Origin of the sequence: Lysinibacillus sp. HST-98, assembly GCF_016757845.1 — a bacterium.
GTDB lineage: Bacteria > Bacillota > Bacilli > Bacillales_A > Planococcaceae > Lysinibacillus > Lysinibacillus capsici.
The window spans coordinates 38,293-54,492 of the sequence record NZ_JAENHX010000010.1; the positions used below are offsets into that span (position 1 = coordinate 38,293).

General features: G+C 37.2%; 13 protein-coding genes and 1 other annotated feature. Of the genes, 7 read left to right on the plus strand and 6 right to left on the minus strand.

From position 1 onward, the window contains the following. Positions 1-113: 113 nt before the first annotated feature. Complete coding sequence (locus JIN86_RS19235; protein WP_004230791.1) at positions 114-902, plus strand: HAD family hydrolase; 789 nt, start codon at positions 114-116, stop codon at positions 900-902. A 44-nt stretch (positions 903-946) separates the two neighbouring features. On the opposite strand, the gene JIN86_RS19240 is transcribed toward JIN86_RS19235, so the two are convergent. The 3 genes from JIN86_RS19240 to serA all read right to left on the minus strand — a co-directional run bounded on the left by JIN86_RS19240 (position 947) and on the right by serA (position 4,073). Next, positions 947-1,870: a hypothetical protein gene (locus JIN86_RS19240; protein ID WP_202342635.1), complete on the minus strand. Its 924-nt coding sequence runs from the start codon at positions 1,868-1,870 to the stop codon at positions 947-949. Continuing rightward, complete coding sequence (locus tag JIN86_RS19245) at positions 1,860-2,354, minus strand: RNA polymerase sigma factor (RefSeq protein ID WP_004230787.1); 495 nt, start codon at positions 2,352-2,354, stop codon at positions 1,860-1,862. The genes JIN86_RS19240 and JIN86_RS19245 overlap by 11 nt, the downstream gene beginning before the upstream one ends. A 105-nt stretch (positions 2,355-2,459) precedes the next feature. Continuing rightward, a complete protein-coding gene (gene serA / locus JIN86_RS19250) occupies positions 2,460-4,073 on the minus strand; it encodes a phosphoglycerate dehydrogenase (RefSeq protein WP_009373435.1) in 1,614 nt (537 codons plus the stop codon). Between the two features lie 159 nt (positions 4,074-4,232). Continuing rightward, positions 4,233-4,474 (minus strand) — a binding site (T-box leader). 395 nt (positions 4,475-4,869) lie between these two features. Between serA and JIN86_RS19255 the strand changes: the two genes are divergently transcribed. Beyond that, positions 4,870-6,519 (plus strand): FAD-binding dehydrogenase, encoded by a 1,650-nt coding sequence (locus tag JIN86_RS19255; RefSeq protein WP_202342636.1) that lies wholly within the window; start codon positions 4,870-4,872, stop codon positions 6,517-6,519. A 134-nt stretch (positions 6,520-6,653) separates the two neighbouring features. On the opposite strand, the gene trhO is transcribed toward JIN86_RS19255, so the two are convergent. Beyond that, entirely contained in the window at positions 6,654-7,625 is a 972-nt protein-coding gene (gene trhO, locus JIN86_RS19260) for an oxygen-dependent tRNA uridine(34) hydroxylase TrhO (RefSeq protein WP_202342637.1), read from the minus strand. Positions 7,626-7,763: 138 nt separating this feature from the next. Between trhO and JIN86_RS19265 the strand changes: the two genes are divergently transcribed. Further along, entirely contained in the window at positions 7,764-8,546 is a 783-nt protein-coding gene (locus JIN86_RS19265; protein ID WP_004230780.1) for an enoyl-CoA hydratase, read from the plus strand. A gap of 52 nt (positions 8,547-8,598) precedes the next feature. Here JIN86_RS19265 and JIN86_RS19270 read toward each other — a convergent pair whose 3' ends face one another. Further along, positions 8,599-8,784, minus strand: a complete 186-nt coding sequence (locus tag JIN86_RS19270; protein WP_004230778.1) for a YhzD family protein — start codon at positions 8,782-8,784, stop codon at positions 8,599-8,601. 259 nt (positions 8,785-9,043) lie between these two features. Here JIN86_RS19270 and JIN86_RS19275 point away from each other — a divergent pair, with 259 nt between their 5' ends. Genes JIN86_RS19275 through yhaM form a run of 3 tightly spaced genes read left to right on the plus strand, consistent with a single transcriptional unit; the run spans position 9,044 to position 14,083 of the window. Beyond that, complete coding sequence (locus JIN86_RS19275) at positions 9,044-10,258, plus strand: metallophosphoesterase family protein (RefSeq protein WP_202342638.1); 1,215 nt, start codon at positions 9,044-9,046, stop codon at positions 10,256-10,258. Between the two features lie 4 nt (positions 10,259-10,262). Continuing rightward, positions 10,263-13,151, plus strand: coding sequence for an ATP-binding protein (locus tag JIN86_RS19280; protein ID WP_202342639.1), 2,889 nt, complete (start codon positions 10,263-10,265; stop codon positions 13,149-13,151). Beyond that, the gene (yhaM, locus tag JIN86_RS19285) at positions 13,148-14,083 is read left to right on the plus strand and encodes a 3'-5' exoribonuclease YhaM (RefSeq protein WP_202342640.1); all 936 of its coding nucleotides are present in this window, start codon (positions 13,148-13,150) and stop codon (positions 14,081-14,083) included. Before JIN86_RS19280 ends, yhaM begins: the two co-directional genes overlap by 4 nt. A 492-nt stretch (positions 14,084-14,575) precedes the next feature. Here yhaM and JIN86_RS19290 read toward each other — a convergent pair whose 3' ends face one another. After that, entirely contained in the window at positions 14,576-14,926 is a 351-nt protein-coding gene (locus JIN86_RS19290; protein WP_202342641.1) for a hypothetical protein, read from the minus strand. A 408-nt stretch (positions 14,927-15,334) separates the two neighbouring features. On the opposite strand from JIN86_RS19290, the gene JIN86_RS19295 reads away from it, so the two are divergent. Beyond that, positions 15,335-15,556 (plus strand): hypothetical protein, encoded by a 222-nt coding sequence (locus tag JIN86_RS19295; protein ID WP_202342642.1) that lies wholly within the window; start codon positions 15,335-15,337, stop codon positions 15,554-15,556. Positions 15,557-16,200 lie beyond the last annotated feature (644 nt).

Below are 16,200 nucleotides of genomic sequence, written 5' to 3' on the forward strand. Positions count from 1 at the left end.
ATTTGACGCACAGCTTGTTTTTAGATAGAGGAATTGTACGTAATTAGTTATCCTAAATATTTTGAAAATATGCTAAAATAGTAGTATTAATCAGGAGCTAGGAGCGGACAAAAATGTCGATAAATACAATTATTTTTGATTTAGATGATACACTACTATGGGATAAAAAATCAGTCAAAACTGCATTTGAAAAAACATGTGACTATGCAGCAACAGTACATAATGTGAATCCTGCTGAGCTAGAGGAAGCTGTTCGCCGAGAGGCACGTGCTTTATATGAGAGTTATGAAACATATGATTATACGGTATTAATTGGTATCAATCCATTTGAAGGTCTATGGGGAACGTTTGACGACTCGACGGATTCCTTCCAAAAAATGAAAGAAATTGTGCCTAGCTATCGTGCAGCGGCTTGGACAAAAGGGTTAGCTGCTCTAGGTATTGAAGATACAGCGTTTGGAGAGGAACTGGGAGAGCGCTTTGTAGCCGAGCGTAAAGTAGCGCCATTTTTATACGAAGATACTTTTGCAGTGTTAGACGAATTAAAAGGAAAATATCAGCTTGTATTGCTTACAAATGGCGCTCCGAGTTTGCAAAATTTAAAGCTAGAAATCACACCAGAAATTGCCCCATATTTTGATCATATTATTATTTCAGGTGACTTTGGTAAAGGGAAGCCGGACGCATCTATTTTTGAGTATGTGATGGAAAAAGCAGGTATTACAGCGGACGAGGCAATTATGGTTGGCGACAATCTTAATACTGATATTTTGGGTTCATCTCGTGTGGGAATGCGCAATGTATGGATTAATCGTGAAAGCAATATCGCCAACGGGGCTGTGACACCTACCTATGAGGTGGACTCTTTGACAGCGTTGTTGGAGCTTGTAAGTAAGCTATAGTAAAAAAATGTACTGATCCTTCATGGAGACAGTACATTTTTTTATTAAAAATAGACATTCAGTCCAAGGTATAAACATGTAAAAGCTACCGCTATACAAAGCTGAACAAGAGCGCTAGCAATTAAGTAACCCTGAGGTTCGCCAGCCTTTTTACGATAATAGATTTGCATAAAGGAGTAGAGTGAAAAAAGGCCATAAATAATTGTTGCATGAATAGTATGCTGTACAAGATAGATACCAAATGAAATACCTCCAAACAATACGAGCATGATGGCATTGGCAATGGCATGCTCAACTGTCGCAGCGAAAAAGCGACGTTCTGTATAAGGCATTCTTTTTTTAGCAATCCATAGGATGAAATGCATAAGTAAGATGAAAATGTTCCCTAAAATCAGTTTCTTCGACCGTTTCTCATCATAAAAATAGCGTAAAGAGTCAATTGATTCTTCAATCAGAAAGGCTTGCTGGGTTTCAACATTGAAGAAAATCTTGTTATTGAGTACCTTCCATTTCTCTTGTGTATGGTCATTATAGAGAATCAAAATATCATAGCTAGTACCACTTTTCCATTGACTAGCGGATATTGTTATAGGAGAAGCGTTGTCCCAATTTTGTTGTAGCTGTGTAATAGCCTTTGAATGAGCATAGCATTGCTGAGGAACATAAAGGCAAGAATCCTTTGCTATAAAGGTTTCCTTGTTCAGATTCTCCTTTAAGTAGACTCGTTGGATGGCTTTGGAGGAATCCATTGTCGTAGGAGAATCACTAGGACGTTGAACAAAAGATAAAACTAAAAAAGAAAGAACTACTATAAAAAGCAATGTTACAGAAGGGATTTTCCATTTATTTTTTGATAGTTGATTATTAATTACTGAAGGCTCTGTCATATTGCGTAATATTATTTTTTCCTGCTGATCAGATAACGTTAAATCATCTAAGTGTTGCCATGTCTTCTTATCATTCTTCATCCATCTCACCTCCTAGCTGTTTTTTTAATGCGACGAGTGCTCGTTTTAATGTGTTTTTTACTTTCCCCTCATTCCAGCCAAGAATATTGGAGGTTTCCTCAATGGATAGTCCCTCTATTTTGCGCAGAATAATCACATCACGATAGGTAATTTTTAGTTTTCGAATGGCAAGATACAGTATTTTGGCATCTTCTCGTTGCATCAGCCATTGATGAGGAGAAGGTGATACTTGTTCTTCATGCTGTTGTAAAAAAGGAACAAACTGAATGATCCTTTTTCGACGATAATGATCATAGGCAAGGTTACGCGCAGTGCACCGTAACCAAGCAAGATCAGCCCCTTCTTTTATTGTTTGATGATGTTTCAAATAACGGACAAAGGTTTCCTGTGTATAATCCTCCGCTAATTTTTCGTCATTTAGTAAGTAATATAAGTATTTAAAAATGGTGTGATTATGTAAGTAAAATATTTCTTCTATGTTCAAGCTGTGCACCTCCTTTTCTTTAAAGACGAAGAACCCACAGAAAAGTATCATTTTCCCAAAATAAAAAGCAGAGAGTAGAGACCCCCTGCTTCTTGCTGTTATTAATTATAGGTTAATGGCTTTTACCTCATCAATGTTTTCAAGCTGTGCCACAAAAACTAAATCTTCTTCTGTTACAACATTATCAACCGTTAACATCATAACCGCTGTACCACCAACCTGTGCACGACCTACCTGCATTGTCGCGATATTAATTTCTTTTTCTGCAAGCTTTGTTGCTACACGACCAATTGCACCTGGTTTGTCAGTATTTTTAATGTAAAGAAGGTGGCCTTGTGGAATGACGTCTACAACATAGTCCTCTACTTTTACAATTCGTGCACCTAAACCGTTTAATAGTGTACCCGCTACAGTATGTGTTTCGTTAGCAGTAGTAATTTCAATAGTAATTAAGCTTGTAAAGCCTTTTGCTGTTGTTGTTTTGTGCTCATTAATTTTCATACCAATACGTTCAGATAAGTAACGAGCATTCACATCATTGACATGATTACCGTGATTTTTAGACAGTAAACCTTTTAACGCATTTGAAGTTAATGGACGAACATCATAGTTTGCTACTTCACCTGCATAAGATAGGTTGATTTCTTTGACTGGCTCAGTTGTCACTTGTGATAGGAATGAACCAAGTTTTTCAGCTAATTCAAAGAAAGGCTCAACTTGTGCAAGAAGCTCTTTAGGTATTGATGGCATGTTTACTGGATTTGTTACAGTACCTGTTTTGTAAAATTTAATGATGTCATTTGATACGTCAACCGCTACAGATTCTTGTGCCTCGATTGTAGATGCTCCTAAGTGAGGCGTTGCGATAACTTGTGGTAAAGTCAGTAGCTTATGATCTGTTGCTGGTTCAGAAACAAATACGTCAAGAGCAGCTCCAGCCACTTTTCCTGCTACGATTGCATCGTATAAATCGTCTTCATTGATGATACCGCCACGTGCACAGTTAATAATACGTACGCCATCTTTCATCATCGCAAATTTATCTTTATTAATAAGGTTGCGAGTTTCAGGTAGAAGTGGTGTATGAACTGTAATGAAATCAGCAGCTACACAAATTTCTTCAACTGTTGCTTTTGTTACACCTAATTCTTTAGCACGTTCATCTGTTAGGAATGGGTCGTATGCCATAACATTCATACGTTGACCTTTTGCACGATAAGCTACTTCAACACCGATTCGACCAAAACCTACAACACCTAAAGTTTTATTTTTTAGCTCCACGCCAACATAAGATTTGCGATCCCATTTGCCATTTTTTAATGTATTAAAAGCTTGTGGAATATGACGGGCAAGTGAAGTCATCATCGCAATTGTATGTTCAGCAGCTGAGTTTGTATTACCATCTGGTGCGTTTACCACGATAATGCCGTGTTCTGTAGCAGCAGCAAGGTCAATATTATCGACACCAACGCCCGCACGACCAATTAATTTTAAGCTTTTAGCTGCTTCAATTACTTCACGTGTTACCGTTGTTTGAGAACGAACAAGTAATACATCTACATCTGCAATTTTAGCGATTAATTCTTCTGGTGCTAGTCCTGTGTCTACAATAATGTTTAAATCTAAATCTTGTTCCTGACGTAATGGGAAAATACCATCCTCACTTAGTGGATCAGCGATAAATACGTTAATAGTTCTTGTTTTTGTTGCAGTAGTCATTATAATTAGCTCCTTTTTTATCATAATTGGTTATGGCTTTATCTACGACAGTCTGAAATTTGTAAAATTCGAACATCTTACAGCATACAAACAATCTCCTTTCTAAATCGAAAACAATATAAAAAGCCTTCCACGCCTTACAAACACAATTAGTGTGTTGTAAGGGGCGAAAGGCTGTATAAACTTTGGTTCGCGGTACCACCCTTAATCACTGCTGGAAAATTTATTCTGGCAGTCTTAGCTATATGCGTAACGTGCATGAGACGGATAAGCTTACTTTTAAGTTGTTCAGCCTATCTATTCAGGAGTGGAACTATTATCGTAGAAATCACTGATTTGCACCAACCATCAGCTCTCTTTGGATTTTCTTGCGACTAGTGTGTCTCCGTCGTTATATTTTTTGTGATTAAATTTGTTAACATCATAATCCCTATTGTTCACCTTTGTCAACGATATTTCTTAAAAACTTTAAAAATACTGACTTCAAAAGTCTGAAAAATAACTAAAAACGAATATTTTGTATATAATTTTTAATTATTGTTCGTCTTTTTGGGAAGTACAATGAAAGCGCTAACGATATTTGCAAAGTCCGATAGTATCAAGTTTCTGTGTAGTTTTAGCATGAAAAATTATATGGGAATTAAATGGAATAAAATAGAGGGTTTATCCATGGATTTGTTCTAAGAAAGCGAACGTTTTTGTTTGTCACAATTTAGACAAAAATATAAAAAGTAGAAGGTAAACAGACTGTGAGAGAAGAATGTTAGTTAAGGATGATTGATTTGGGGGTGTAAGAATGAAGTACGATGTTGCAATAGTTGGTGCTGGTCTTGCAGGATTAGTCGCAGCTTGTGAATTAATCGATGCAAAGAAAAAAGTTCTTTTAGTAGATCAAGAGCCTGAAAATTCAATCGGAGGACAGGCATATTGGTCTTTTGGTGGAATATTTTTAGTAAATTCTCCAGAGCAACGAAGGCTTGGAATTAAAGATAGTAAGGAGCTTGCATGGCAGGATTGGCAAGGAACTGCAGGCTTTGATCGCTTAGAAGATGAGGATTCCTGGGCGTATAAATGGGCAAGAGCATATGTTGATTTTGCTGCAGGTGAAAAATACGACTGGTTAAAGTCAAAAGGTATAAAGTTTTTCCCTGTTGTTGGATGGGCAGAGCGGGGAGGCTCGTTGGCAGGAGGGCATGGCAATTCAGTACCTAGATTTCACATTGTCTGGGGTACAGGCCCTGGCATTGTAAAGCCATTTGTAGATAAAGTAAAACAGGCTATGAAAGAAGGGTTTATAGACTTCAAGCCAAGACATCGTGTGGATGAATTTGTGCAGCAAGAAGGGGAGATTACAGGAATTAGCGGAACGGTGCTAGCTGAAACCTTTATTAATCGAGGTGAAAAAAGTTCGAGATTAGGAATCGGTGAATTTTCCTACCAAGCGAAAGCTGTGATTGTAGCAAGTGGTGGTATTGGGGCAAATTTTGATTTAGTGAGAAAAAATTGGCCTGCTCGATTAGGGACACCTCCAAAAAATATGGTATGTGGTGTACCAGCTTACGTTGACGGAAGAATGCTAGAGATCACGGAACATGCCGGGGGACGCATTGTAAACCGTGATCGCATGTGGCATTACACAGAGGGTTTAAGAAATTGGGATCCGATATGGCCCAACCATGGAATTCGGATATTGCCTGGGCCCTCCTCCCTGTGGTTTGACGCAGAGGGGAATCGTTTTCATGCACCCAACTTTCCAGGGTTTGATACACTCAGTACGTTAGAGGCGATTCAAAAAACAGGTTATGACTATTCCTGGTTTATTTTAACGGAGAAAATTATTGAGAAAGAATTTGCTTTATCTGGCTCAGAGCAAAACCCAGATTTAACAAACAAAAGCATTGGCGATGTTTTAAAACGTATTTTACCAGGCCCACCTGCTCCTATCCAAGCTTTTAAAAATCACGGAGAGGATTTTGTAATTGCACATGATCTAAAGGAACTTGTAGATGGAATGAATAAACTTGCTGGGAATGAGCTACTTGATTTCATGAAGATTAAAGAGCAAATCTTGGCCAGAGATCGGGAAATGGACAATAAGTTTACGAAGGATTTGCAAGTAAACGCTATTCATGGAGCAAGAAATTATATTGGCGATAAATGGGTGCGTGTTGCCAAGCCACATAAAATTTTAGATACCAAAAATTGGCCTTTAATTGCTGTTCGCTTAAACATTCTAACAAGGAAAACTTTAGGTGGCTTGCAAACAAATTTAAATGGTGCTGTTTTGGGCATGGACGGTCAGCCGATTCCTGGGTTATATGCAGCTGGTGAAGTAAGTGGTTTTGGTGGCGGTGGTGTCCATGGCTACCGTGCTTTAGAAGGGACATTTGTTGGTGGCTGTTTATTTAGTGGACGTCAGGTAGGACGTTATTTAGGACAAGGATAAAGTGCATAATGAAGAGCATCGTCTTGATGAACGATGCTCTTTTTAAATGGATTGATAATGCTGAAGATTACTATGCTGAGGTTTTGAGCGGAAATCTCATAGCGATGCTTACCTTGATTAAATTATGAAAGGGATTAACAATTTGATTTTTGGACCTCTGCAATCTTAGCAATTTGTTCTTCAACTTGTTCCTTTGTCCAACCGTTTTCCTCCACGAAAAAGTTGCGTTCTGCGCGGCGACAATCATCTGAACAGCTTCGCATGTAAAATGCCTCATGTTTTTCTTCACAAAGCATTAGTTTATGACACGCTGGGTTTGCACAGTTTGTGTATCGTTCAGAAGGCTCCCCAGTGAAATAATCCTTCCCAACAATGACATGTTCCACCTGATTAATCGGTACACTTCGACGGCGGTCAAAAACAAACATTTGACCATTCCATAATTGACCTTTTACCTCAGGATCTTTCGCATATGTAGCAATACCGCCGTGTAATTGACCTACGCTTTGACCATAGCCCTCGCGTTTTAGCCAACCAGAGAATTTTTCGCAGCGGATACCACCTGTACAATAAGTTAAGATTTTTTTATCGGCAAACTCTTCTTTATGTGCCTCCATCCAAGCAGGTAGGTCACGGAAGTTTTCGATATCTGGTCGAACAGCACCTCGGAAATGACCCAGATCATATTCATAGTCATTACGGGCATCGATGATTACTGTGTTGTCATCTTGCATCTGTTCCATAAATTCTTTAGGTGTTAAATAATCACCTGTGATTTCTAACGGATTGATATCCTGTTCTAAACCGAGGTGAACAATTTCTCGACGAGGACGTACATGCATTTTTCTAAAGGTATGCCCTTCAACCTCATCAATTTTCCACATAATATCACTAAAACGAGCATCTGCCTTCATATGGTTCATGTAATCATCTGTTTGCTCAATGGTACCTGATACAGTTCCGTTAATACCTTCGTAACCTACTAAAATACGACCAAGAAGCCCTATCTCTTTACACAATGCTAAATGTTCTTCTGCGAACGCTTCAGGATCTTCAATCGTAATATATTTATAATAAAGTAATACACGATAGTCTTTTTGTGTCAAAATACATTACCACCTTTATCTCGATATTCGTCCTTTAATATAGCATAACAGGAGCAATTTTGCTTAGAGAGAAGGAGTTTTCTAAAAAAACACGAATTATACATAGTGAATGACTATTCATATTTGGGGGTAATAGAGATGGAATTTTCAACGATTACATTAGAAAAATTAGAGCGTCGAGCAACCTTAACATTGAATCGTCCACAGGCGATGAATGCAATGGATGATGTCATGATGCGTGAACTTGCAGAATGCTTTGAGGCTCTACAGCAGGAAAAAGATATTCAGGTGCTTGTTATTCGTGGAGAAGGAAAGGTCTTTTCTGCGGGTGGTGATATAAAAGCAATGCTAGATGAAAGCAAACCACTGAATATTGATGAGGCAATGGTTTATCTGACACGTATCGTGAAGGCATATTATCAGCTACCAATGATTGTGATTGCAGCGGTTCATGGTGCATCAGCAGGTTTAGGATTTAGTCTAACACTAGGGGCAGATATTATTGTAGCCTGTGAAAATAGTAAACTTGCTATGAATTTCATTGGAATTGGACTGATTCCAGATGGTGGCGGTCATTTCTTCATGAAGGAGCGTGTAGGTACTGTTAGAGCGAAACAAATGATATGGGAGGGTAAGGTATTAACAGCAAAAGAAGCATTAGATGCAGGGTTAATTGATTATATTGCACCAGAGGGCACTGTATTTGCAATGGCAGATCAGCTGGTGGGGAAAATGCTTGCATCCCCGATTTCTTCCATGATTACAACGAAAAAAATTCTACATGCACAAAATATGCCACAGCTAGAAAATATCTTAGCATTAGAGGCTGAGGGCCAGTCTGCAATGCGTAAAACAACAGATCATGTCGAGGGCATTCATGCATTTGTAGAGAAAAGAACGCCTGTCTTTGTAGGCAAATAAAAATAATAAAAGGCGCGTAGCAAACCATTGACTACGTGCCTTTTATTAGCCACTAAACATGGAATAAAATTAATTTACCAGAAGCGTTTACAAGACGATGAGTTTTATCGGCAACACCTTTTTCCTCAACTTGTTGTTGTCCATTTAGTTTAGCAGCCTCATCATTTTCAAAAGTCCAAGTTTCATCAAACAATGTTTCCCCTGTTTTTTCAAAAGCTGTAAAACGATAATTCTCCATAAAGACCCCACCCTTTTTACTTGAATATATTTCTATTATACATAGAAGATTTATAAACTTCACGGTAAAACTAGTGAATTTTTTGATAAATTACGAAAATTGTGGAAAAAGTAAGGCAATGTTGTTTTTTTCCGTAATAGCATTTTTCATCAAACATGAGTTATGATAAAATAGAACAAATATTCGATTTCGATTAATCAACATATTATTACTTTGGTTTGCACTAAAGAGAGAATTATCTACTATTTGAGGTGATTGGATGTCAGCAATTCGTTTTTTCCATATGGCAGATTTACATTTAGATAGTCCATTTAAGGGCTTATTTGGTCTACCCGAACCCATTTTAAAGAAAATACGGTCAAGCACTTTTGAAGCGTTTGATAAAATTATCCTTAAAGCGATTCAGGAAAAACCTGATTTTTTACTTATTGTTGGGGATATTTATGATGGTGAAAATCGTAGCTTGCAAGCACAACGTAGATTTCAAGATGCAATGGAGAAGCTTTTTCAACACAATATCCCTGTCATTGTAAGCTACGGAAATCATGATCATTTAAATGGCACATGGACACGTTTTGCTTTACCAAGTAATGTCTATGAATTACCAGCTGAAACGAGTGTAGTTCAATTAAAAATACGGGGTCAACAAGTGAATATATATGGTTTTAGTTATCCTGAACGTCATTTAAAGGCATCCGTTATTGAAAGCTATCCAACTGCACATGATCAGCATGCCATTCATATTGGTATGCTTCATGGCAGTGAGGCAGGCAATACGACACATGATGTGTATGCCCCTTTTACAAAGCAACAGTTACTTGAAAAGAACTATCATTATTGGGCGCTTGGCCATATTCATAAACGACAGCTTTTACATCAAAACCCTCCAATTGTTTATCCAGGCAATATTCAAAGTCGACATCGTAAAGAACAAGGAATGAAAGGCTTTTATGATGTGACGTTATCCAAAACATCGACTAAGCTTGAATTTATCTCTACTTCTGCTGTCGTCTATAGCACCATAGAGGTGGATTGTACGAATGTGGTACACGCCAATGAATTATTGAAGAGATGTGCAGAAGCGATTACAGCCAATAGGAAGAAGTATGGCGCAGCGGTAGTAGAGCTTCATTTGCAACATATTGACGAACAAACGGAAGCTTTATTTGAGCATGCAACAGTAGATGCATGGTTAGAGACTATTCGAGAGGCTGAGGAAGGTATTGAGCCAATGTGTTGGGTACAAAAAATGGTGTTGCAAAAGGCATCGAGATTTTTAGAGCATACAGCAACAACTCAATCCGTTGTGAGCTTGATGGAGCAATGGGACAGCGATGAATGGAAGGATATTCTAAAAGATTTGTACCAATATGCTGGTGGCGCGAGGCTAATAGAGCCACTTAGTGAAAAGGAAATTGAGAACTTAACCAATCGTGCACAGACATTATTAGCAGAAGAAATTCAAAGGGCGTGATTACATGCTGACAATACAGAAAATCCAAATTTATGGCTTTGGTAAGCATGAAAATATCTCCATTTCGTTAAATGATGGTGTCACTATTTTTTATGGATTAAATGAAGCAGGAAAAACGACGATACAGCAGTTTATACTACAAATGCTTTTTGGTTTCCCAACAAGGCAGCAGATACAGCGCAAATATGAGCCGAAAATTTCAACGAAATATGGAGGTCAGCTGACACTTTTACACCCTATTTATGGTCAATGTACAGTTGAACGTGTGAAAGGAAAGGCTGCTGGTGATGTTACTGTCTACCTAGAGGATGGAACAACGGGGCATGAGGAGTTGTTAGTAAAGCTTTTATATGGTTATTCTAGGGCATCCTTTGAAGCCATTTTTTCTTTTTCACTGCATGAACTACAAGGTATTGAAAAAATGTCTGAAGAGGAGCTAACCCATTTGCTACTTGCCTCAGGTACAACAGGTATTCAGTATTTATCCACTCTTGAAAAGAAAATGGATAAAGAGGCTAGTGAGCTGTTTAAAAAAACAGGTAAAGTGCCATTGATTAATCAAAAGATTGAACAACTAAAGCAGCTTGAGCGGACAATTAAACTGGAGCAGGGGAAGATTCAAACCTTTGAGGATAAATTACAGCAATTACAATTACTTGAGCAAAAGCTAGAACAGCTATTTGGTAAGCAGAAACGGCAACAGCAACAATGGCAGCAATTAACTATTCAAAAACAAGCACTTCCTCTTCTCAAGCAGCAACAGACATTGCAACAGACAATGACCAATTTTCAACATGTTCAGTTTCCATCAGAGGGTATCAGACGGTATGAGCAAGCAAAGGATCGTCTGTTACATGAAAGTCAACAATTGATGCAATTAAAGGAGCAGCATCAAACATTACAGGAGAAAATACTTGCAACAGTGGATGAGCAAAAGGTCAATGAAATGGCTTACCTTATGCAAAGAGAGGCAACGTGGCATCAGCTAATGGTGAAAGAGCAAAATTTACAGGATGATCTATTTTTGCTCGAACAAGAAATTGAAGCACAGTTTCGTTTACTAGGTGTAACAGAGAAAGAAGCACAAGAAAATCTTTTGAACGAAACAGTATCACTCCAACAGGAGCAACAATTTCAGCTTCAATTAAGTAAATTAGAGGAGGCGGAGGAAGAGCTAAAATTTCATCTACGTTCACTAGAGCAAGTACACCTAGAATTAGATGCAATAGCCAAACAGAAGCAACAGCTAATGCATGAGTCATTAACAAGTGAGGAAGAACATATTTTAGCACAATGGCCTCAACAAAAGCGGAGGCTTGAGCAATTACGTGTTGCCAAATCGCAACGAAGTAAGCAGAAGAAACCTCATGACTTTATCTGGCTTGTACTACTGATTGGCTTCATGTCGTTTGCTTATGGTGTATTTGAAAAAAACATAATTGTAATCCTAATTGGAGCAGTTTTATCATTGCTATCCTTTTTGTTTATTCGATATGTTAAGCAAGCAGATGAACCTACTAATAAAGAGCACAGCATCCTCCTACGGGAGTTAGAGCAAGAGGAATTAACAGTACAAGCAGTTCTTATTAAGAAGCAAAGATATGAAGATCGCTTGTTACACATCAATGAACAGCAGAAAGAAAAGGAGCAGAAATATACTTCTCTTGAATATAAAATTCAACTAACGGAGGTGGAGAGTGAAGAAGCCACTCAAACACTCCAGCATTTTTTAAAGCGTTATCGCTTACAAGGAACGATAGCCAGATCGCTAATGCCCGAATTATTTATGCGTATTCGTGGTGTACAAGAATTAGCAGCTAAAAGAAACAGTACCTCAAGTCTGTTGCAAGAAACGCAGGTAGAAAAAAACAGCATTTATGAGCAGCTTCAGCGGGTTTTAGATGGAGCCTATGATGAACATGAAATTTATATGCATTTACGAACAGCCTACCTTGAAGCACAACAGCAACAGCAGCAAGCTCAGCATGCAAAAGATCAGCTAGCAAGCGTCCAAATAAAAATAGAAGGTGGACAATCAAGAATGGATCGTTATACTGCTGAAATGTACGATCTATTCAAAGAAGCAAAGATCCAAAATGAACAGGCATATTATGAAATGCATGAGCAATTTGAACAGAGAAAAAAAATTGAGGGAGAATTGCAAACCGTTCAGGCTCAATTATCTTCACTCGCTCTTGAACAGAAGGAAAATCTGATGGAGGACTCTGTTAACGAGCGCATATTTGCTTTAGAACAAGAGCAGCAATCATTGCAACTAGAAATTGATCAGTGTCTGGAACAACGTGCTGCTTTGCTAATGGAAAAAGAGCAGCTATTAAATGATGAAAAGTATGGTCAATTACTTCAACAGTTTGAGCAGGAGAAAACAGAATTGCATCAGTTAATTGAGCAGTGGGCAACTAAAAAAGCGGTGGCGACAGCTATTCATGAAACCCTATTCCGTCTTCGTGAAGAAAAATTACCTCATGTCCTTCAAGAGGTAAATGCTGTATTCCGTTTACTAACAGGAGGAAACTATGACAAACTTTCGATTCATGAGGATGGTTACTTTGTAGCACAGGATGCTGCAGGAATACGTTATCAAATGGTGGAGTTGTCACAGGCTACCAAAGAGCAAGCTTATATTGCATTGCGAATGGCTCTAGCAAAAACCCTAGTGAGTGCTGCTCCATTTCCAATGATTATGGACGATCCTTTTGTCCATTTTGATCGAAACCGCACAGACAAAATGGTACAATTAATGAAAGAAGTAGGATATGAGCGTCAAATTTTGTATTTTACTTGCCATGACACAATGCTCAACTATTGGAAGAAAGAGCAGATTGTCGATATAGGAGCATTAGCAAACGAAAGGGGAGTGGCGTCAACATGAAAGGGATTACGACGCTCCAAGTTGGAGAAGTAGTTGATCAATTTTTATTAATAAAACAAGCGACAAAAGGGGTTACAACCGTTGGAAAGCCATTTATGTCGCTAATATTACAAGATAAGAGTGGGGATATAGAGGCAAAGCTATGGGACACGAATGAGGATCATGAAAAGACGTACCATGCGGAAGCCATTGTACGTGTTGGTGGAGAGATTCATGACTATAGAGGAAAGAATCAATTGCGTATTAAATCTATCCGTGTTGCTAAGCCAGAGGAAGGAATTGCTATTCATGATTTAGTGCCTTCCTCTGCAACACCAAAAGAACAACTATATGAAGAATTAACGCAATTTTTCTTTGACATTAAAAACCCTAATATCTCACGAATTACAAGAGCAGCAATTAAAAAACATCAAGAGGCTATTTTAGTTTTTCCAGCAGCGACTAAAAATCATCATGACTATGCGTCAGGTTTATTAGATCATATGGTCTCCATGCTCAAACTAGGTAAAGCCATTGCTGATCTATATCCAACATTAAATCGTGACTTATTATATGCTGGGATTATTTTACATGATGTAGGCAAGGTTGTAGAGTTATCAGGCCCAGTTGCCACAATGTATACAGTGGAGGGAAATTTATTAGGCCATATTACAATTATGGTAAATGAAATTGCTAAGATTGCTAGTGAGCTTGAAATTGAAGGTGAGGAAGTCATGCTGTTACAGCATATGGTATTGTCTCACCATGGGAAAGAAGAGTGGGGTAGCCCGAAAAAACCTATGATTCAGGAAGCAGAAATTTTGCATTATATCGATAACATTGATGCAAAGATGAATATGTTAACAAGGGCATTAGGTAAAACGACACCGGGCGAATTTACAGAGAGACTCTTCCCACTTGATAATCGTTCATTCTATAAGCCTAACCTTTAGGAAAGAAAAAAGAGTATTGAAAAATAATTATTCGAGCTGCACTTCAATTGATAGTCATAATCTAACAATTGAAGGTGCAGTTTTTATATTCAATTAAATAGAGTTAATTTTAAGATTTTTAAACTGAGTTAAGAATCATTCCTTCTAGGTGAATAATATTATTCTAATTTTTGTAGTGTTTAAGCCATTCAATGTAACGAACTAATCAGGGAATTAAAATGTTTAGATAATGTGTCAATTGAATTTTTTAGCCTTTTAAAAGGAGGTTTAGACAGACTAACCTAAGAGGATTATAGAATTTTTTTTTAGAACATATATGGATCACTTCAATTATACGTGCAAGTGATAGACATTAAAAAGAGATGACTTCAATAGCATCTGAAGTCATCTAATTGACGTATAGTATTGCAACTTCTTTTTTATAGGCTTCATCTCAACCATCAATAAAATTTAGTGTTTTTTTGAAACGAATACCTCTTAAAGAATTAGCTATTATTGTAAATAAACAGTACCTTCATACCAATATAATCCATGAGAGCTTTTCGACGAATTATAAAGTAGAGTACCTGAATAAATAGGCTCTACGAAAGGTGGTGTACCAAGAGAGAAAGTGTACTTGTAAGTTGGCCCATAATAAAATTCAAAGTAACGACCTACATTAATAGAATTTAATGCTTTTGTCGATATGCTAGAAGATAATAGTTCTGGTTTTTCTACTGATAAATTTTCAAAAGTTTTTTGAGAAGAAGAAACATTTATTTCTTGTGCAGAAGAACTTGCTGCTCCTGGGAAAAGCAGCACTCCACAAAACATTAAACCTGTAAATATTTTAGATATTTTCATAATAAAAACATTCCTCCGATTTTATAATTATTTATAGCGCTATAGTATGTATACTTGCCTCGAGTTAAATATATAGTAACATACCAATAATGTTAAATAAAGGTTTTTTTCTACTATAATGTATTATTTAGTTATTTATTGAAATTTAAATACTGAATTGTTATGTGTATTTTTGCGTCGAAAGTAATTTACTGCATTACGATGAGTATTTTATCCTGTTATTTATAAGAGAAAAATTATTGGACTGACCTCAACAATATAGAAAATAAAAAAAGCATCTTCGATTGAATTAAGGTTTAGAAACCTAAACTTCGATTAGGAGGTGCTTTTCTATGTGTACAATAGTGAGTTATGAGACAGGTATTAAATGAATTAAATATAAGGCATCGAACACAGGAGGAAACATGGATGAATTGGTATAAAAATAGAGAAACAAATCGATTTGAACAACCTGTTGGTAAAATAAACAATATACATTCCATAAAGGGCGTTATGGAGGGAAAATCTCGTCATGTCATGGAGCGACGTATTGGTGATCTCCGTTGTCGAAAAATTACGGCATTCTTACGCCAAGAAATATACGTAAATTGTAAGACTGTACAACGCATCATACAAAAATATGGTTGGTAATTTCGTGTGAAAGTAAAAAAACGTAAACAAACTGTACAACCCTGCTATATAATCTCTAATTTAATTAATCGTGATTTAGTGGCAACCGCACCTTTACAAAAGCTCGTTACAGATATTATTTACTTGCCTTTTGGTCAGAAACAGTTATATCTTTCAAGTGTTCAAGATTATATAATGACGACATTATCGCTTATTTAATTGGTGAGCGCCAAGATACGGATTTCGTGTTGCATATATTATCCCAACTAAATCATTTACCTGAAGGTTGTACGTTGCATAGTGTCCAAGGAGTGGTATACACAACTTGTCGTTACCAACAAGCCGTAAGAGGTAAAGGCATTATCATGAGCATGTCCCGTAAAGGTACACCTACTGATAAAGCCCTATTGAATCGATTCATTCTGAATTACCATCAGAAACTTTCTACAACGAAGATCATTATAGAACAAACTGTAAAGACTATATAAAATTTTTAGAACTAAATCCGACTACACAACGAAACTAAACAACCAGTTGCCAGTTCAGTAACGACAACTGGTTGGATAAGGCTTTATATAGAGGGAGAAGTCCCGTTAATATTAATCACTTCTATATAAAGAAAAATATTTACTATGAACTGTTGTAAAACGTTTCAAAAAATATTT